Source organism: Mobilisporobacter senegalensis (genome assembly GCF_003752155.1).
GTDB lineage: Bacteria > Bacillota > Clostridia > Lachnospirales > Lachnospiraceae > Mobilisporobacter > Mobilisporobacter senegalensis.
On sequence record NZ_RJVG01000003.1, the window covers coordinates 405198 to 426211 of the forward strand.

Genomic DNA, 21014 nt, shown 5'->3' on the forward strand with positions numbered 1-21014 from the left:
TTATTCAACAGATAATATAAAGTAATAAATTGGTTGACCACCTGAATGGATTTCTACATCCAGATCAGGGTGTTTTTCCATAATATGATCCGCAAGTTCATTCGCTGCATCCTCTGATACTTCTTCACCATAATATAAACTTACTAATTCTGAATCTTCATCAACAAGACAATCTATTAACTCAAGGGTAACATTATTAATACCTTGACCAACTGAAAGAATCGATTTATCTCCAATTCCCATGATGTCACCTTGTTTTATTTCTTTTCCATCAATACTTGTATCACGAACAGCATAAGTAACCTGACCACTCTTAACATTATGCATCTCTTCTAACATTCTTTGTTCGTTTTCTTCCGGAGATTTATCAAAAACAAAGTTAATAACTGCAGTAATACCCTGAGGTATTGTTTTTGAAGGGATGACAATGATTTGCTTATCTTCTGTTAACTCTTTTGCTTGTTCTGCAGCCAGAATGATATTCTTGTTATTCGGTAAAATAAAGATAGTATCCGCATTTACTTGGTCGATTGCATTTAACATATCTTCTGTACTTGGATTCATAGTCTGACCACCTTGAATCAGATAATCTACTCCTAATCCCTTGAATATTTCATTAATTCCATCGCCTACAGATACTGCTATAAACCCAACTTCTTTTCTTGGTGTGTTTTTTAGAGCCTCTTTTTTCTCTTGTTCTTCCTTAGCAGCAATTTTCTCAGCATCTTTGATTAATTTCTCATTATGCTCTTCTCTCATGTTATCAATCTTCATATTGGTAAGAGAACCATAAGTCAGAGCTTTTTGAATTGCAAGTCCAGGATCATTGGTATGTACATGGACTTTAACAATGTCGTCATCAGAAACAGCAACAATAGAATCACCAATGGATTCTAAATAACTCTTAAATTCCTGTTCTGTCTTTGAATTATATTCTTTTTCCAACATTATTATAAATTCAGTACAATATCCAAATTTAATATCTGCAGAACTGCTATTATCTATAACAAGGGTAGCTGTCTTCTTTGCAGCTGCCACTTCAAAATTAACTTCTTTACCAAGTAATGCATCATATGCACCTTTTAATATTGTTAATAAACCTTCTCCACCAGAATCTACAACACCGGCTTCTTTTAAAACTGGAAGCATTTCAGGAGTCTGGCTTAATACAATTTCCATATGCTTAAGTACTTCAGAACCAAAATACACTAAATCATCCGTTTTAGATACCAGTTCTGCTGCTTTCTCTGCTCCGCCTCTGGCAACTGTTAAGATTGTACCTTCTTTTGGTTTCATGACCGCTTTATAAGCAGTTTCAACAGCCTTTTGAAAAGCATTTGACATTACAGTAACATTTATCTCTTTTACATCTTGGATTTCTCTTGTAAATCCACGAAATAACTGTGAAAGTATAACACCTGAATTTCCTCTTGCTCCACGTAAAGAGCCACTTGAAATTGCTTTTGCAAGTGTATTGATTGTAGGATCTGTAATACTGCTTACTTCTTTTGCTGCTGCCATTATTGTTAATGTCATGTTTGTTCCGGTATCACCGTCTGGTACCGGGAAAACATTCAATTCATTTATTTCTTCTTTTCTAGCCTCAATGCTTTTAGCTCCTGCAAGAAACATTTTCTGAAGCATTTTCGCATCTATTGTATTAATAACCACTGGTTTGTTCCTCCTTAAATATGACTACACTTAAAATAAGATATGTTGTAGATTAATCCATCACACGCACACCTTCAACATAGATATATATTTTTTCTACTTCCATACCTGTAAACTCACTAACTTTATATTTCACATTACTGATTAAGTTCTCGCCAACTGCAGAAATACTTACTCCATATGCTACTATAATGTGTAAGTCAATATTAATCTTGTTATCTTCGATCACAACATTAACACCTTGGCTTAAGTTCTCACGTTTTAGAAGTTTTACAATTCCATCTTTCATGCTGATCGTAGCCATTCCTACAACACCAAAACATTCAATGGCAGCTGAACCAGCATATTTAGCAATTACTTCATTATCAATTAGCACTTCACCTATTTGAGTATTCATATGTCCTTTCATATTAACCCTCCAATTTCGATATATTTTGAGATTTTACTCTCTCTTATTTTTTAAAATCGTATATACACCAACCATAATCTATTTTCTTATCGCCTTCAATTAATTGCCCTTGCAAGCAAGTGATTGCTTTCACTCGTTTTGCCATAAATACTGCGTATTTATGACCCGTGAGCAATTTTGCCCTTGCAAGCAAGCAAAATTGCTTTCACGAGTATTATACCCTCTTTTTCATAAAAATGGAATACCATTTTTAATTATTACATATATAATAGTATATCTAACACCATGTCTGGATGTGCTATTATGAAAAAAATGTTGGGATTTATTTTATTTTGGATAGCTATTGGAATGACTATTATGTTATTTATGACTAATGGTATTATTGCCATATGTATTATATTATTATGCTTAATCCTGGGCTATAACCTGTTTTGTTCATAAAAATACTTTTTTCGGCTTATCAGAAAACAATAACCCTTACACGAAACTATTCGTACAAATACACAAGAAAGGACGGTTCTTATTGAAAAGAACCGTCCTTTTTCATTTTGCAAGAAATTGTCTTTACAAATTAAGCACGTTCAACTAAACCTGATTTAAGGCAAGAAGTACAAACATACATCTTCTTTGCATTACCATTAATCTTAACTCTTACAGATTTAACATTAGATTTCCACATTTTATTACTTCTTCTATGTGAATGGCTCACAGCGTTTCCAAAGTGAGCAGCTTTTTCGCAAATTGCACATTTAGCCATTGAAAGCACCTCCTTAAGGTAATTTAGGCCAGCAATATGGCTAATTACATAAGAATACAGCCACATGACCTACAGACAAAGTATATTTTAACAGATGACTTATAATAATGCAAGTACATTTTATATTTTTTTAATTACAGTTCAGTCATGCAGAAAGTAGAAATCGAGCTTATGGCTGAACTACAGTTTTTTAGTCTGTAGCTTCTGTATCCTCTGACGTTTCAGGTACTTTCATCTCATTCATTTTGCTCATAATATTGTCATCTTCTTTTTTATCTTTTGTGAATTTATTTACAAATTCCGGTACCATATCCAATACCTTAGTCACTACATCCTGATTTTTAACATTTACTAACCTTGCCGAACCATTCTGAATCACTAAAACGGAACTTGGAGATATTTTACCACCCAGTCCGCCACCCCCATTATTCTTTTTATTATTATCTTCAGCAAATGCTCCTGCTGCAACACCAAAGCTTACATCTACCAGAGGTAATATAATCGTACCATCATCAAATTTAATGGCGTCACCTACTACTGTCTTTGTAGTTAAAAAACTATCCATTCCTTTAAATAACGACTCTACTGTTGAATTGAAACTATTTTCTGCCATTATAACTCCTCCTTAAGTTCTTGATAACTCTTTAATAATTGTTTAAAATTCTTATCTAGTAATAATTTAATACATATTATTGCCAATGTAAATAATCGAATTCTTCCTTTTGCATTTATATGGCCTTCTAATATTTCCTCATTAAAATCTGGTATGATTTTAACACTTTTTTGATAAAGATGATAGGTTAGACTTATAACTCCAAGCACCTGGCCTGTCGAGCAAGGATCTCCTGTTCCAAAATGTATATTTGCTTCTACTCTTTTAGGAAAGATATGTCTTGTAATCTTTTTTATGCTTAGCCATATCTTTTTAATCCCTGCTTTATTTATTTCATCTGTTAAGAATGTTTTAATTAAATGAAAACGATAAATTATAGATTCTCTGGTAAGATTCAATTCTATTAACTTAAGTTTTAATCTGTTAAAAAAGGTTTGTATTTTAGCAATAATATTTTTTATCTTTTGATAAAAATTATATACTTTACTACGTAGTTTTTCCCATATTGATATTTTTTTATTTTCTAGATTAGTTTTTTTCTGATAATCCTTAATATCGTTTTCTCTAATACTCTTAGTCTTCTCATTATTCCCTTGAATATTTTTATTTTGTTCCTCATTCTCTGAACTGACATTTGATTTTTCCTCATTTTCCCTGATATCTAATCCTTCATTATTACGAATATCCAATGCAGTATGTTTATTTTCACCTTTTTCAATCTTTGCTACCTTCTTGCTTCTTTTAATTTCTTTGCTATGTTTTCTCTTGGATTTTGTTTTTTTTACTCTTTTGCTTTTTTGCGATTTTATCTTTTCAGGTCTATGGCTGTCTTTAATAATAAACCCAAATATCCGAAACTGATACTGTATTTTTTCTTTCTCATATTTTAATCGAAAATACAATATCCTTAATATCCAATGTACTTTTACATATCCTTGGATATCTTCATATTTCTTAGCCTCTACTTGATAGCGGATTGGTACAAATAATACAATAAGTGCAAGAATCAGTAGAATTCCCAGAATCGATATTAATATGATACCTATTGTCTTTAATATAAAAAATAAAATATGAAGCATCCAGTCATCTACCACCTATCACATATCCTTCTCATGAATTAAATTTATAATAATCTCTTACTTTAAAATCGCCAGTATTCTTATAAATCTCTTCCAGCATTGCAGCAGCTAATTCAATCGCACTTTCTCTTCCTAATGCAAGTCCTAAAATACAGATTTCTCTTCTTTTATAATAATCAAATAATAATTCATTGGCATTCATAATATCAAAGAGATTATTCCCATTGGACGCAAAGGTAATACAATAAATATGTAGGGATAATTTACCCTCATTTATTCTTTTTATAACTTTTTTCTGCTTATTCTCTATTAATTTATCTACATAAAGATTATCATACCATTTTACCATATTTTGTCCTCCAAGCCAAGCAAAATTAAGCTCATCTTATTTGGCGTAAACATTATATTGATTCCATCAATTGTCTTATAATGTTTATACTGGCTGCTTTCTCTGCTTCATTATTGCAACTGGATATCGAATTCATAATATATTCGAGCACTTCATTGGAACTATGAAAGAAAACCGGCATCTTATTCAGTGTGTTAGCCATAATTGCTCTGGTTACTAACTGATTTTTCTGCTTAAATGATTCTTTTAATTCTAAAATAAAGTCTTCTGTAACTGTTGTGATATATTTATCATCCGCCAATTCTTCCGTATCGTTCTTATTGATATCTATAAATAAACTTGTTGACAATAATTTTTGGCAAGTATACAAAGAAGAATAGATTTTACCTAACATTATGCTATGAATAAATGGAGTATGTCTCTCCTTGATATCATGAAGAAAACCTTCATACTTTACTACATGAAATCCAATTTCTTCTTGTTTTCCTTCTATCATCTCTAACATTTCCACTAATGGCTTTATATCTTCATCAAAATTATTATCCATAAAATTATGATTCAATTCAGATAGGATATTTTTACATGCTTCTTCTGTTTTTTCATCCGTTTGATCAACATAAGGAGATGCTAATAATACTACATAGAGATTGTTGATAATCTCTTCCAATTGAATATATATATCAGTCATATATCTTATAAATTCGGCACCTTTATTTAGTTTCTTACATAAGCTTTTATAAGTTTTATGCTCTAAATTCCTATAATCCGCTGTCTCTAATTCCTCTTTTAAACTAATTAAATCAGAAAATTCCTCTTCTATCCCCTCAGGACTATATAACATAGAACTTGCTTTAAGTATATACAGATAGTTTTCAACAGAAGATTTATCAGAGCCTTTATAGATAGATAAACTATCTGATAAAATAGTAAAATATTTTGTTTTTGCCATACGTATTGGAAGTTGTCCAATCACTTCTTTCATTCTGTCATTAATAATTATATTGTCTTTTACAGCAAATATAAAATTAAAAATCTCTTTCACTGCTGTTTCATTATCTATATCAGGGATTGTAGTTTCATATTTTAGTTCCAAACGATTTAGCACGTATTCATATATTTGCAACGTATCTGTATATGCAGTTAAAATCTCCATTTTTTTCATTATTTCTAATCTGGATCCATCTAACTTCCTTACGGAATCTTCTATGAGCTCTCCATTAAATTGTGAAAGATAAGCATCCTTCATAATACTGTGAATTGATTTCATAATACTCTTTACATTTTTGATCTGAGGATTTTCCTTGTCTCTTACAACTTCATAGAATGTGAAATAGTTCATAACCAGACGTACCAAAGCATATTCATAATAGTCATTCATTAATCTTTGACTAAATCTTGGCAGGTTCATTTCTAGATTCTTCCCATTATTAATCTCCTTTAAAATACTATCCATCTTAATATTCATAACTTTTCCTCCAAAGTAATGTCTAAAATAGGTTGCAGTTCAGCTATAAGCTCAACTGAGCTGTAACTAAAATTGGTGTCTATTACTTAATAATAGACACCAAAATCACTTCGATGTAAAAAATGCATTATCTATCATGATGTACATGTTCATGAGTGAATAGATGCTCCATACAATATTCATAATTACCGTCACATTTTGAGCAGAAACGAAACTCTAAATTTTCATCATCAAGCTCTGTTTTTCCACAAACCGCGCATTTATGCCTGGTTATGGACGATGCTCTCTTTACTTCTTTTTTAAAAGTTGCTTTTCGTTTCATTTCTCTTGGTGATATTTTTTTATAATTTCTGGTATATAAAAAGAATATTAAAAAGTTTGCTAATGCTACTAATATGGAAATGGCATTGGCAACTCCATAAATACCCATTGTAAAACTTGATATCACTTCATATCCAATAAATGCACCATATAGATAGGCTAACCATTTTACTTTCACCGGTATGATAAAGAATATTAAAAATTGCATATTCGGATATAATACTGCAAATGCAAAAAACATGGATTGATAAATATAAGTTAAACCATTTGGGTACGGTATCGGTATGAATAGATATAATATTACTGCAGCTAATATATTAAACAATAAACCTGAAATATAATATAAATTAAAACGAAATGCTCCCCATGCATTCTCTAATGCATTTCCTATTATATAATAAAGATACATCTCTAATGCAAAAAACAAGATACTTGATCCACCTGACAAGATACTTGGTTGTATAATAAAAGTAAGCAGTCTCCATACTTGTCCTTCAAATATCTTACCTATATCTAAGCTAAGATAAGTATTATAAAAAGAAGGATTAATGGTCGTTAAAATTGCTCCGCCCACATTTATGACAATAATATAATATATGAAATTGTGAATTGCATATCTTCCAAATTTTCTTTCAAGTTTATTCAAAAAATTCATAGGGTCACCTTTCGTTTAAAATAAATCTTTTTTTGCCAATAAAAATGCCACGATTCCAGTTATAACAAAAGAAGCGACAGTTACAATGAGAAAACCGTTGGGATTTTGTGCTGCTGGTATTCCATTTACGTTCATTCCAAAAAATCCTGATATCATTGAAGGAATGGATAAAGCAATAGTAACAGATGCTAAAAACTTCATAACTATATTAAGATTATTAGAAATTACAGATGCAAATGCATCCATAGTCCCGCTAAGTATGTTGCTGTAAATATTAGCCATTTCAATAGCCTGTTTATTTTCAATAATAACATCTTCCAGTAATTCTGTGTCTTCCGGATATTGTTTAATACTTTTACTTCTTAATAATTTTTCCAATACAACTTCGTTGGCTCTTAATGAAGTTGAAAAGTATACCAAGCTTTTTTCTAATTCAAGTAATTCAATTAATTCACGATTTTTTGTAGAGATATGTAATTTCTTCTCTATCTCTTCACTTCTTCGGTCTATTATACGTAAGTGCTGCAGGAATACAGTTGCATTACGATATAAGATCTGCAGAATAAATCTTGTTTTTTTAAAGGTATAGAAGTCTCTGACTCTTCCATCCATAAAGCCTTTTAATACCGATGTTTCTTCAAGGCATATAGTAATAATAGCATCCCTTGCTATTATAATAGCCAAAGGCATTGTAGCATATCTATCTTTTTCATTTCTCTCTTCCAGACTAGGAACATCCACAATAATTAGTGTATAATCCTCTTCAATTTCAATTCTGGGACGTTCTTCCTCATCCAGAGGCGCTCTTAAATCGTCAATATCAATTGTAAAGCGCTCTGAAACCTCCAATAATTCTGTTGCTGACGGATCTGTTAATGCAACCCAGCATCCTTCTTGCATATCATTAATTTGACGGAAGCCATCTTCAAAAGTTTTATATACTGTTAACATAGTTATCTCCTTATTACTGCCAAATTACAGGCAGCCATAATGAATCATAAATAACCTTAACAGTTTAAATTAAAGATATATGATGAATATGCACTACCCTCGTATGCAGTTTATGATTATATTTTTCGTATTGTTGCTATGTTTTATACTACTACTCGGTCCCGTTTCCATATAATCACATCCTTTCAACTTTATCTTTAATGTTTGTCCATGTAATATGTTTATTTCATCCTATTCATTATATGTTTTATAGATTGCTTTGTCAAACATATTTCAAATTGATTCCTTATATTTTATCTTATGACTAGTAGCTGTAACACTCTCACCTATAAAGTGGAAGCAAACAGCTACTATGTCCTGGAATCCTTATTATCTATTTATATTTTGATTTGTGTTTCCATTCATATTATTTCTGTCCACGCCATCATTCATAGTTACATTGATTGTTGAACCTGGTTTTAACATAATATCTTCTAAATTATTATATAATAATAATTCCTCCAGTTCCATGTTAAACTGATCTAAGATATCCTGAATTGTATCCATATCTTTTACTACATATGCCATTATGTTATTGGACCGTTCAGTAGGAGCTGAAATAGGAATCGCTATTCTGGTACCATTATTATTTTGAGCTTGTCGTACTGTAGACATCATAGTAGCTCTTCGACCAAAAGTAGTTGGCACCGGTATTGTTGGCGTTGTTGGTATCGTCGGTATTGTTGGCATCGCTGGTGTTGTCGGCATCGTTGGCATTGTTGGCATTGTTGGCATCGTTGGCATCATTGGCATTGTTGGCATCGTCGGCGTTGTTGGTATCGTCGGCATTGTTGGCATCGCTGGTATCGTTGGCATCGCTGGCATTGTCGGCATTGTTGGCATTGTTGGCATTGTTGGCATCGTTGGCATCGTTGGCATTGTTGGCATTGTTGGCATCGCTGGTGTTGTCGGCATTGTTACAGTCGTTGGCCTGGCTGTTCCTGTTGGTATTGCTGGATTTACTGTTCCGCCACCGTTTCCTGTTCCTGTTGGTATTGTTGGAGCCGTTGGTCTCACTGTTCCTGTCGGCATTGTCGGACGTACTGTTCCGCCACTGTTTCCATTTCCATTTCCATTTCTATTTCCTGTTGGTGCTGTTGGCATCGTTACAGTCGTTGGTCTGGCCGTTCCTGTTGGTGCCGTTGGAGCTGTTGGCATTGTTGGCCTTTGGACCTCTACTTCAACTGCCCTTCCATTATTATTGTTCACTAATGGTATACAAATTTCATCTCCAACCTGAAGATTGTACATATCTGCGAATGGATTAGCTCGAAGCAGCATTGCTAGTGGTATATTATATCTTCTACTTATACTATACAGCGTATCTCCTCTTTTGATATTGTATACCATACCTTCGCAATGAAGAAAATTCATAATTTTCACTCTTTCCTAATATTATATCAATATCATAATATTCTTTTAGATGTCTACTTGTGATAAAATCTATAAAGAATTATCTACTGAAAGAATATACAGAAAATGATGTCAAAAAATGAACTATTTGCATATTAATAATATGTTAAGAGAATTTTTACTTATTAAATGTTGAATTAAGATTTTTTTCATCGTATAATAATGTTTGATTCTTTTATCTGATGACTACCAACTGTAACACTTCCATTTCTTCTAAAGTAGGAGATAACAGCTGTTATGTCCTTAGATAAGTAAAACTTAATATATCCATAGTAAAGATGTTATATTATAAGGAGGCAAGCAGCGTTTTTAATATGCTGAGTGAATTATGAAAACAAATATTAAACTAGGTATTGATATTGGCTCTACTACCGTAAAAATAGCAATACTAGACGAACATAAGAATATATTATTCTCCGATTATGAAAGACATTATGCAAATATTCAAGATACATTGTCTAAATTAATAGAGAAGTCTATTAATCAAATAGGTGATATGGAATTAGCTCCTATGATTACAGGTTCTGGTGGACTATCCATTTCAAAGCACTTAAATGTACCCTTTATTCAAGAAGTAGTTGCTGTTGCAACAGCTTTGGAAGATTATGCTCCTCAAACCGATGTTGCTATTGAACTTGGTGGGGAAGATGCCAAAATTATATATTTTTCTAATGGTATTGAACAGAGAATGAATGGTATCTGCGCTGGTGGTACCGGTTCCTTCATTGATCAGATGGCTACCTTATTAAAAACAGATGCAATAGGATTAAATGAATATGCCAAGAACTATAAGGCAATCTATCCAATTGCCGCAAGATGTGGAGTGTTTGCAAAATCAGATATCCAGCCTTTAATTAATGAAGGTGCTACCAAAGAAGATTTATCTGCATCTATTTTTCAGGCAGTCGTAAATCAAACGATTAGTGGTTTGGCGTGTGGTAAGCCAATTAGAGGAAATGTGGCATTTCTTGGAGGTCCACTCCACTTTTTAACTGAGCTTAAAAATGCATTTATACGAACTCTTAAATTAACAGAGGAGCAAATTATAGCGCCGGAACATTCTCATCTGTTTGCAGCTATTGGTAGCGCTCTGAATACAAAATTTGAAGTAACAACCACATTAAGGGAATTATGTAATAAACTTTCATCAAATATAAAGCTTGAATTTGAAGTTAACCGTATGGATCCACTTTTTAAAGATCAAGAAGAATATGATGATTTTATTAAAAGACATTCAGTGCACCAGGTAGCAAAAGCTGATTTAAATACATATGAAGGAGACTGTTTTCTTGGAATTGACGCAGGTTCTACCACGACTAAAGTTGCTTTGGTTGGTGAAGATGGTTCTTTATTATACTCTTTCTATAGCAATAATAATGGCAGCCCATTAAAGACAACGATTAAATCTATTAAAGAAATCTATTCACTATTGCCTGATAGTGCCAAAATAGTTCGTTCCTGTTCTACAGGATATGGAGAAGCTCTTATAAAATCGGCTCTTATGTTAGATGAAGGTGAAGTTGAAACAGTTGCTCATTATTATGCTGCAGCCTTTTTTGAGCCAGAAGTAGATTGTATTCTTGACATTGGTGGTCAGGATATGAAATGTATTAAGATAAAGAACAAAACTGTTGATACTGTACAATTAAACGAAGCTTGTTCCTCTGGGTGCGGTTCATTTATTGAAACCTTTGCAAAATCTTTGAATTATGAAGTATCTGATTTTGCAAAAGTGGCCCTGTTTGCAAAAAATCCAATAGATTTAGGTTCCAGATGTACTGTTTTCATGAATTCCAAAGTGAAACAAGCTCAAAAAGAAGGAGCAAATGTTTCTGATATTTCAGCCGGTCTTGCTTATTCCGTTATTAAAAACGCCCTTCTTAAAGTTATAAAGATCACCGATCCAAAGGATTTAGGTGAAAAAATTGTTGTTCAAGGCGGAACTTTTTATAATGATGCGGTTCTTCGAAGTTTTGAAAAAATATCAGAATGCAGTGCTGTAAGGCCTGATATCGCAGGTATTATGGGAGCATTTGGTGCTGCTTTAATAGCCAGGGAACATTATAGTGAAGACACTCCTACTACCATGCTGACCATTGATAAAATAAATTCATTAGTATTCGAGACTTCTATGGCAAGGTGTAAAGGATGTACCAATAATTGTTTGTTAACAATTAATCGTTTTACTGGTGGCCGTCAGTTTATATCAGGAAACCGTTGTGAACGTGGCCTTGGCAAAGAAAAAAATAAAGATAACATACCTAATCTCTTTGAATATAAGAATAAATTACTCTTTACCTATACCCCTTTGGAAGAGGATAAAGCATATAGAGGCAGTGTGGGAATTCCAAGAGTTTTAAATCTTTATGAAAACTATCCCTTCTGGTTTACATTCTTTACAGAATTAGGCTATAAGGTTGTTTTATCACCAGAGTCCAGCCATAAAATATATGAATTGGGTATTGAATCTATTCCAAGTGAATCTGAATGTTACCCAGCTAAATTAGCACATGGACATGTAACCTGGCTTATTAGGCAAGGTATTGATTATATTTTTTATCCATGTATCCCATATGAAAGACCTGAGATAGATGGCGCAAATAATCACTATAACTGTCCGATCGTAACATCATATGCTGAAAACATTAAGAATAATGTAGATGAGCTTAGAACTTTAAATATTAATTTCCAAAATCCTTTTATGTCATTTGAAAGTGAAGAAATCCTGTCAAAGCGTCTTGTAAGCTATATGAAAGAGCAAAATAATATTCCGGAAACGGAAGTACGAAACGCCGTTGCTCTTGCCTGGAAAGAGCTTGCAATGATTCGCCTTAAGATGCAGAAGAAAGGGGAAGAGACCCTTGAATATCTTAAAGAGACAGGCAAAAAAGGTATTGTTCTGGCAGGAAGGCCATATCATATTGATCCAGAAATAAATCATGGAATACCAGAATTAATTAATTCCTACGGTGTTGCCGTATTAACGGAAGATTCTGTTTCTCATATAGTTAAGATTGATCGTCCATTAAATGTAATGGATCAATGGATGTATCATTCCAGACTATATGCTGCCGCATCTTTAGTGGCAACTGATTCAAATCTTGAATTAATTCAATTGAATTCATTTGGTTGTGGTTTAGATGCTGTTACTACTGACCAAGTAAGTGAAATATTAACAAAATCCGGTAAAATATATACTGTACTTAAGATTGATGAAGTAAATAATCTGGGAGCCGCCAGAATTCGTATTCGCTCTCTCCTATCTGCAATAAAAGATAGAGAGAAAAAGCATGTAGAGCCGCACCCTGTTTCAGCCGCCTATAAGAGGGTAATCTTTACAGAAGAAATGAAAAAAGATTATACGATTCTGTGTCCTCAGATGTCACCAATTCATTTTGATCTTTTACAGCCTGCCCTTAGATCTTGCGGATACAATGTTGAAGTACTACCTAATGATAACAAAAAAGCGGTAGATGTGGGCTTAAAATATGTCAATAACGATGCATGCTTTCCATCCCTAATGGTTGTTGGTCAAATAATGGATGCATTGTTATCCGGCAAATATGATTTAAATAAAGTTGCCGTTATAATCACTCAGACCGGTGGTGGATGCAGAGCATCGAATTATATTGGATTTATCAGAAGAGCTCTTATTAAAGCAAATATGCCACAGATTCCTGTAATTTCATTAAGTGCTCAGGGATTAGAAAAGAATCCCGGTTTAAAAATCACTCCTAAGATGTTAAACAGAGCAATGCAGGCAATCGTATATGGTGATGTATTCATGCGGGTATTATATAAGACCAGACCATATGAACAAATTCCAGGTTCCGCAAATGCTCTTCATGATAAGTGGAGAACTATTTGCCAGAAATCTGTAATGAATGGAAATTGGTCCGAATATAAACAAAATATTAAGGGTATTATCCACGAATTTGATACGCTTCCACTTACAGAGGAAGTCAAACCTAAGGTTGGTATCGTGGGAGAGATTTTAGTAAAATTTCTACCTGCGGCCAACAATCATCTGGTAGAGCTGATAGAATCTGAAGGGGCTGAAGCCGTTGTCCCAGACTTATTAGATTTCCTAATGTATTGTTCTTACAATACAAACTTTAAAGCTGAATTTCTTGGAAAATCAAAAGTAAGTGCAACAGTTAATAATATTGCAATTCGTATGCTGGAGCATTTTAGAAAAGAAGCATCTAAAATATTAAAAGCAAGTACTCGTTTCACTCCTCCTGTTCCTATCGCTACTCTTGCTGAATACGCTTCACCTATTGTATCATTGGGAAATCAAACTGGAGAAGGCTGGTTTTTAACAGGTGAGATGATAGAATTAATTCATTCTGGAGTTGATAATATCGTATGTACTCAACCATTTGCCTGTCTGCCAAATCATGTAGTTGGTAAAGGAGTTATCAAAGAATTACGTGCAAAATTCCCTGATTCCAATATTGTTGCAATAGATTACGATCCGGGTGCCAGTGAAGTCAATCAATTAAATCGTATCAAATTGATGCTTTCAACAGCAAACAAGAAATTAGAAAAGAAAGTATAAAATACAGCCGCTTTCGGATGAACTGAAAGCGGCTGTATTATTATCCTAACCAATTTATAATATCTTTTGTAGCTTTAAAACAATCTGATTTTAAAAAGTCATCCTGGTATTTTTCAGAGCACATCATAGGATGTCTACTTTTATAAAAGATACCTTGTTCAATTATCTTTTCGCAATCTTGAGCTTCATTTCCCCATAAGAACCAGTTCATATCAGGTTTTTTAAGCCCGATGTAATGAATTACTTCGCCCATAAAATCATTCCATATATGTCTATGAGCATTTGGTGTTCCTACTTTCGTTGTTAAATAGCGATTAAGAAATAACACTCCTTGTTGCTCTAAGGAGTCATACCATTTCCTTGGCTGCAATATTGGAAAATCACCTGATTCAATTTCCTTTACAATATCTTTGTATCTTTTGATTTCTTTATAATCTTCTATGTCATTATAGGTTTTATATACTAATCTAACCATATTTTTTAAAGATACTTGTCTAAAAGACTGAGACCAATTTACAAGGTTATTCGGTTGAAATGCTCTTCCTATAGCCACTAAATCACCATTATCCAGGGAATAATAAGGATCCTGTCCTACAATACATACTTTTATATTTTCTAAATTATTATTCATAAATCTAAGTATATTCTCTTTTGCCGGTGTATAATCATTCCCCAGCTGATCTTCGATATCACTCAGTTTCTTTAGAACATCTTCATTAAGAAAATCATCCCATGACTTAGATCTGTCTTCATTTAATAACATATTTTCTCCAACTCTAAATTTTATAGCCTAACACTTACTTCTCTTTCATGAAGATATTTTTTCACATCTTTAATCTCTAATTCCTTATAATGAAATAAAGAAGCAGCCAATGCCGCATCTGCTTTTCCTTTTGTTAGTGCATCATAAAAATGTTCTTTCGTACCTGCACCGCCAGATGCGATTACTGGTACAGAGACATTTTCAGAAATTACTCTGGTTAATTCTAAATCATAGCCATTCTTAGTCCCATCCTGATCCATACTAGTTAACAATATTTCTCCAGCACCTAATTTGGTTGCTTGTATAGCCCATTCTACTGCATCAATTCCCATATCTACTCGTCCACCATTCTTATAGATATTCCATCCTGATCCATCTGGACGCTTTTTGGCATCCATGGCCAAAACAACACATTGAGTTCCGAATTTCTCTGCCGCCTCAGAAATCAAAGTCGGGTTTAAAATCGCAGCAGTATTTACAGCAATCTTATCTGCACCTTCCCTTAATATCACTTTGAAATCTTCTACCGTACGGATTCCACCACCTACTGTAAATGGTATAAATACTGTTTGGGCAACTCTTCTCACCATATCTAACTTTATTGTTCTTGCATCAGAAGATGCAGTGATATCAAGAAATACCAGCTCATCTGCACCAGCTTTATCATAAGCCGCTCCAACTTCAACGGGATCTCCGGCATCTCGTAGATTTACAAAATTAATTCCTTTTACAACACGGCCATTATGAACATCAAGGCAGGGTATGATTCTCTTAGTAAGCATAAACTCTCCTTTAAATTAATGCAAAATTTTTCAGTATCTGTAGCCCAACTTCTCCACTCTTCTCTGGATGAAACTGGCAGGCATAAATATTATCTTTCTCAATAGAAGCATGAATTAATGTGCCATAATCTGTCGTTGCCGCTACTTCATTTATATTCTTAGCTTTTAAATAGTAGGAATGAACAAAGTATACATAAGAATTATCTTCAATTCCCTGAAATAATTTTGATTTTGGATTAATACCAAGTGAATTCCAGCCCATATGGGGTATCTTAAGACCAGGTGTATCAGGAATTTTTATAATCTCTCCATCTAATATAGACATGCCCTGAATCTCAGGTGATTCCTCACTGGCTCCAAATAGTAACTGTAAGCCCAGACAGATGCCAAGTAAAGGAGTTTTTTTATCTGTTATTTCTCTAATTGTATCGACAAGATCATACTTGTATAATTTATCCATTGCAGTTCCAAAGGAACCCACTCCAGGCAGAATTACTTTCTCAGCTTTTAATATTTCTTCTTTCTCTCTAGTGATGATTGTCTTCTGTCCAATAAAATTTAAAGCTTTTTCGACACTTTTTAAATTACCGGCATCATAATCTATTATTGTAATCATTCTTTTCCTTTCTGGGCTGCATCATACACTTTTTTACTATAGGTAGTTTGATCTTCACTCTTTAATATATCTAATGCTTCTTCTTCCGATAATTGATATGAATTCTTTAACTCAGATAAAATTTGGTCTCTAACATAATTTAAATCTGTTTCTATGCCAAGTTCTTTTGCCAGGTCAATATATTTATCATACCTATTCAACCCTTTCACTAAAGAATCAAGAGCCTGTGGATATGCGCCCATGGAATAAAAACTATTATATGAATTTAATTGCTTATTTACATACATAACTGTCATAACTTTATCATAAAGTTCCATATCTTTGTCTTTAACTTCTACTCCTGAAAGTGCATCATAAGCATAATTATATCTTTGTCTTTGAAATTCTGTTGAAGCCTTAGTAATTGAAGATGAGTAGGAAATAATTTCAGTCCCGGAAATTATAACAATAGCTAATGCAACAAATATTGAGAATATTATCATTGTAGCATATTTATTAATTTTACCTAAATCTACTTCCTCTATTTCCTCTTTTTTTGATTTTTTCGGTTTTACAACCTTTTTCACTTTCTTTTCTGTATTGTTTCCTTTTTTCTTCTTTAAGAAAGAAAGAAATCCTTTTTTCTCATTATTCTCTTCATCCTCAGAAGCTCTTTTGGCCTTATTTTTAGCTTTATTCTTAGCTTTTCTAATTTTCTTTTTTTCTTCTTCAATAGCTTCTCGTTCCAGATCATCTTCCTCTGGTCCAAACATAAGTTCCTTGAATATACTTCTCTTCTTTTCTTTTTCTTTTACCTTTTTAATAGTATCTTCTTTTCCAATACCAGGAATTTCAACCGAAGGAACATCATTCACAGCTAAATCTTCTAATGTACCCACAGTATCCAATGTATCTGAGAATACATCACCAATATCGCTTCCAAAATCAAGACCGATATCTGCATTTTCAGAGGATAAGCTATCCAAAGAAAGGATATCATCATCAACAGATTTACCCAAATCATTGTCCACTCCATTACTCTCAGCCAAAGTTGCCGCATTGTCCTCATTAGATAAAAAATCTAATAATTCATTAATATTTTCACTATCTTCTGTTAAAATATCATCTTCAAGTGATAAAAAACTTGTATCATTCTGTGGATTTTCAGCTGTCTCTTCATGATTATCTTCAGTATCCTGATTATTATCTGATTCACTACCTAAAATGCTTATATTTTCAAAGCTGTTGCCCAAATCATTACCCATGTTTCCATCATGAGAATCCGACATTGCAGCATCATCCATATGTTCATCATTATCTGATGGCCAGTCCACACTTTCTGAATTATCACCAACCGCATCCATGAAGTCAAATATATTATTCATATCAAATGCTTCATCTTCCTGCTCTTCATTCTCAGATGATTCATCCAGCATTACATCTTCAAATTGTTCCATGGTAATTGGCCCCATATCTGCAATACTCATATCATCTGTTGCAATACTGGCTGGGTCCATATCAATGGATTCCATATTCATTAAATCTTGTAAATTATCCGCTTCTCTTTTCTCCATCTTTTCTGCCTTTTCACTTTCACTATTCTCGGGTATATTTTGATTTAATTTATCATGTACCATTTGTTCTGAACTTTCATTTAGACTATCTTTAGATCTTTTCTTTAACCGTCTTTGAGTCATAGTTTTAGTATTCTCTGTATTCTCAGACTGAGTACTAACGACTGAATTCAATAATTCATCTAAGTAAGATTCTTTTGAATTGCAATTATCACATAATACCTGATCATCAGATATTTCAGTATTACAATTTTTACATTTTCCCATCCTCATACTCTCCTCATTTGTACAAATTTAAATGTATAGCAAATTTAATTTATTACAATTTTATCATAATTTCGATATAGAAACAACAATTTTACAAATTTATGATAAAACTCAAAAAATTATATGAATTTATTTATCTCTCTTAGGAATTCAATTGAACTCATGGAAATTGATATCGATTTTTCACCAATTTCTTCTGGAATCTGTGGAAACTTTTTATTAATCCGTATCATTTTAGCTTTCCCATTAATAAATGTGTTTTTTTCAAATGGCCAGCGTATTACCATCGGGTTATCAAAATTCTCCCCAAATTCAATCATTAATATCTTCCGATTCAAAGTATTTTGGAACCAGTTCATGTACACCTGCCATTGTTCTAAATACCCTTTTTCACTATAATTTGAAGAATCTTTTCTTATATTAAAGATTGCATTGCCATGGCATCTTGGACATTTAGGATAATATCTTTCCAGTTCTGATTCATTACCAGCCTCAGCCAATTTAATAATAGTTCCAAAATTACTCATTATAAATTGAATATACTCATCATTTAACCAAACATCCTGTGTACATAGTTTTTCACATTGGAATAATCCTTCATTTCCACATGGGGAAACAATCTTATTCCTGTCCAGAGATGAGCTATATGCAGATAAGTCTGTATTCATATTGACAACAAAATAATTTTTATCTTTTACCAACTGATAAATCAATTCATATGGATTATTTTTATTGTCTCGATTTTTGTTATAATACACTTTTAAAATACTATCCATTATATTTCCTATGGCATTTTTATTTATAACTCTTTCTAAATCTTTTTTATTTTTTATGTTTAGATAATGTAGCGGACGATAAATTTCATCTTCCAGACCATCAAGGGATACTTCTTCTCCGCATCCAATTAAAACGTAATACGAATCTTTGATTAATTCTAATATTTCTTCATAATTTATATTCATATGATACACCTTTCTTGCAAATTATAATTAATTATATAATACAACACAAATAATTCAATATGAAATTTAAAAATGATCAGAACTCTGTAGAATTCTGATCATTTTATCTAAATAACTTCAATAAATGAATACTATTATTTTATCTTTATCTATAAATATTCTTTAATAATTAAAATACTAATATAAAACCAGCTTATCAATCTCTTTCACTAATTCACCAATTTCAGGTTTTGTTAATTGAGCATCTGCCCCTAATAATTCACCTTTTCTTCTCATATCATCATTAATCAACGAAGAAAAAATAACAACCGGTATTCCTTTAAATGCATCATCACTTTTCACTAATTTTGTAAGTCTATGCCCATCCATTTGCGGCATTTCTATATCAGTTATGACACATGACACATTTGTTTCTATGGTACCAGAAGCTTTATATTCATTTAACTTATTCCATGCTTCTTGTCCATTGTTTGTAGTAACCACATTGGTATATCCAGCTTTATGAAGGCATTCTAATATTAACTTACTGAGTAAATGAGAATCTTCTGCAATTAATATTGGAGATTCATTTCTTTTTCTTTTTCCTAATTGATCAATATCTGATACCTTTAAACCAGTTTCAGGATTAATATCCGATACTATTTTCTCAAAATCTAATATGATAATTAATTTACCATCTAACTTAATAATCCCTGTGGCCAGGCCACTTCCTTCAGAACTTATTGTTGAGTCAGGTTTTAATATCTCTTCCCATGAAACTCTGTGAATACCTACTACACCATGAACATGAAATCCTGTATTTAATTTATTAAAGTTCGTAACAATATACTTGTCTGTAGTTTTATCAGTGGAATCAGGTAAATTTAAACTTTTTGCCAGATCAATAATTGAAATCACTGTATCTCTGGGCATAAAAATGCCTTCAATGCTAGGATGAGCATTTGGAACTGGTGTTGGCTTCTGATAAGGTAATATTTCATTAATCTTTGCAACATTAATACCATAATAATTGTTTCCTACTTGAAATTCCAATATTTCTAATTCATTTGTTCCACTTTCCAGCAGTATTCCTTTGTCCATAATAAAACCTCCAATGAATTTATTCTGTAGTACATCGTATTTATAAATATTAATATGTGTATGGTTTTATATATTAATAGTTCTTTTAAAACTATTTTTCTATATCATTTATTATATTATATTATATTATGACAAAAAATTCAAATGGATTCGCAATATTCGTTAAACTTTAAAACATTCTTAAGTTTAATCCTGCTTAAACTGAGCGATAGAATAGCCAAGCAGCATTCTTATGACATAAACCTGCACTTCTTCTAAAATATTGATATTTTATTAAATTAGCGGTATTGCAAAATAAAAAAAGATAGCTGATAAGCTATCTTACTTTATTTTGGATTTACACACTATTCAAATATTATATACTCTAAAAACTACACACTGTTTGAATTCCATCTATTCTTTCTATCCTGAACTTATCCTATAAGGAAGTTCGATTTCACTTTGTTCAATCGAACGACCTAAATACTAAACTCTTGCTTCGCTTACGCTCGCAACTCGTCAAGTATCTTAGGTCAAGCCCTCGACCTATTAGTATTAGTCAGCTCCATGTGTTACCACACTTCCACCTCTAACCTATCTACCTTGTCGTCTTCAAGGGGTCTTACTAGCTTACGCTATGGGATATCTTATCTTGAGGGGGGCTTCACGCTTAGATGCCTTCAGCGTTTATCCCTTCCAAACTTGGCTACTCGGCCATGCCATTGGTAT

Annotated in this window: 17 protein-coding genes and 1 rRNA gene; 1 reads left to right on the plus strand and 17 read right to left on the minus strand. The window is 32.6% G+C overall.

What is annotated here, in order from left to right:
• From EDD66_RS07255 to EDD66_RS07300, 10 genes are all read right to left on the minus strand, one after another.
• Positions 1-1671, minus strand: a complete 1671-nt coding sequence (locus tag EDD66_RS07255; RefSeq protein ID WP_123608888.1) for a DAK2 domain-containing protein — start codon at positions 1669-1671, stop codon at positions 1-3.
• A gap of 52 nt (positions 1672-1723) precedes the next feature.
• Positions 1724-2080, minus strand: a complete 357-nt coding sequence (locus EDD66_RS07260) for an Asp23/Gls24 family envelope stress response protein (RefSeq protein WP_123608889.1) — start codon at positions 2078-2080, stop codon at positions 1724-1726.
• A gap of 571 nt (positions 2081-2651) precedes the next feature.
• The gene (gene rpmB, locus EDD66_RS07265) at positions 2652-2837 is read right to left on the minus strand and encodes a 50S ribosomal protein L28 (RefSeq protein WP_123608890.1); all 186 of its coding nucleotides are present in this window, start codon (positions 2835-2837) and stop codon (positions 2652-2654) included.
• 190 nt (positions 2838-3027) lie between these two features.
• On the minus strand, positions 3028-3450 hold the full coding sequence (locus EDD66_RS07270; RefSeq protein WP_123608891.1) for a GerW family sporulation protein: 423 nt from the start codon (positions 3448-3450) through the stop codon (positions 3028-3030).
• The gene (locus tag EDD66_RS07275) at positions 3450-4544 is read right to left on the minus strand and encodes a DUF2953 domain-containing protein (RefSeq protein ID WP_170164278.1); all 1095 of its coding nucleotides are present in this window, start codon (positions 4542-4544) and stop codon (positions 3450-3452) included. Before EDD66_RS07275 ends, EDD66_RS07270 begins: the two co-directional genes overlap by 1 nt.
• Positions 4545-4560: 16 nt before the next feature.
• Positions 4561-4878, minus strand: a complete 318-nt coding sequence (locus EDD66_RS07280; protein WP_123608893.1) for a hypothetical protein — start codon at positions 4876-4878, stop codon at positions 4561-4563.
• 52 nt (positions 4879-4930) lie between these two features.
• The gene (locus tag EDD66_RS07285; protein ID WP_123608894.1) at positions 4931-6343 is read right to left on the minus strand and encodes a hypothetical protein; all 1413 of its coding nucleotides are present in this window, start codon (positions 6341-6343) and stop codon (positions 4931-4933) included.
• A 127-nt stretch (positions 6344-6470) separates the two neighbouring features.
• Positions 6471-7319: a rhomboid family intramembrane serine protease gene (locus tag EDD66_RS07290; protein WP_123608895.1), complete on the minus strand. Its 849-nt coding sequence runs from the start codon at positions 7317-7319 to the stop codon at positions 6471-6473.
• Between the two features lie 15 nt (positions 7320-7334).
• Entirely contained in the window at positions 7335-8270 is a 936-nt protein-coding gene (locus tag EDD66_RS07295) for a magnesium transporter CorA family protein (RefSeq protein ID WP_123608896.1), read from the minus strand.
• Between the two features lie 369 nt (positions 8271-8639).
• A complete protein-coding gene (locus EDD66_RS07300; RefSeq protein ID WP_123608897.1) occupies positions 8640-9683 on the minus strand; it encodes a LysM peptidoglycan-binding domain-containing protein in 1044 nt (347 codons plus the stop codon).
• A 367-nt stretch (positions 9684-10050) separates the two neighbouring features.
• On the opposite strand from EDD66_RS07300, the gene EDD66_RS07305 reads away from it, so the two are divergent.
• Complete coding sequence (locus EDD66_RS07305; RefSeq protein WP_123608898.1) at positions 10051-14283, plus strand: 2-hydroxyacyl-CoA dehydratase; 4233 nt, start codon at positions 10051-10053, stop codon at positions 14281-14283.
• Between the two features lie 40 nt (positions 14284-14323).
• Here the strand turns inward: EDD66_RS07305 and EDD66_RS07310 are convergent, their stop codons facing one another.
• The 7 genes from EDD66_RS07310 to EDD66_RS07340 all read right to left on the minus strand — a co-directional run.
• Positions 14324-15046 (minus strand): uracil-DNA glycosylase, encoded by a 723-nt coding sequence (locus EDD66_RS07310; RefSeq protein WP_123608899.1) that lies wholly within the window; start codon positions 15044-15046, stop codon positions 14324-14326.
• Between the two features lie 20 nt (positions 15047-15066).
• A complete protein-coding gene (gene hisF / locus EDD66_RS07315) occupies positions 15067-15828 on the minus strand; it encodes an imidazole glycerol phosphate synthase subunit HisF (RefSeq protein WP_123608900.1) in 762 nt (253 codons plus the stop codon).
• A 10-nt stretch (positions 15829-15838) separates the two neighbouring features.
• A complete protein-coding gene (gene hisH / locus EDD66_RS07320; protein ID WP_123608901.1) occupies positions 15839-16444 on the minus strand; it encodes an imidazole glycerol phosphate synthase subunit HisH in 606 nt (201 codons plus the stop codon).
• Positions 16441-18264, minus strand: a complete 1824-nt coding sequence (locus EDD66_RS07325) for a hypothetical protein (protein ID WP_123608902.1) — start codon at positions 18262-18264, stop codon at positions 16441-16443. The genes hisH and EDD66_RS07325 overlap by 4 nt, the downstream gene beginning before the upstream one ends.
• A gap of 119 nt (positions 18265-18383) precedes the next feature.
• Positions 18384-19226: a hypothetical protein gene (locus EDD66_RS07330; protein WP_123608903.1), complete on the minus strand. Its 843-nt coding sequence runs from the start codon at positions 19224-19226 to the stop codon at positions 18384-18386.
• 177 nt (positions 19227-19403) lie between these two features.
• Entirely contained in the window at positions 19404-20306 is a 903-nt protein-coding gene (locus EDD66_RS07335) for a chemotaxis protein (protein ID WP_123608904.1), read from the minus strand.
• Between the two features lie 508 nt (positions 20307-20814).
• A 23S ribosomal RNA gene (locus tag EDD66_RS07340) occupies positions 20815-21014 on the minus strand; the annotation flags it as partial.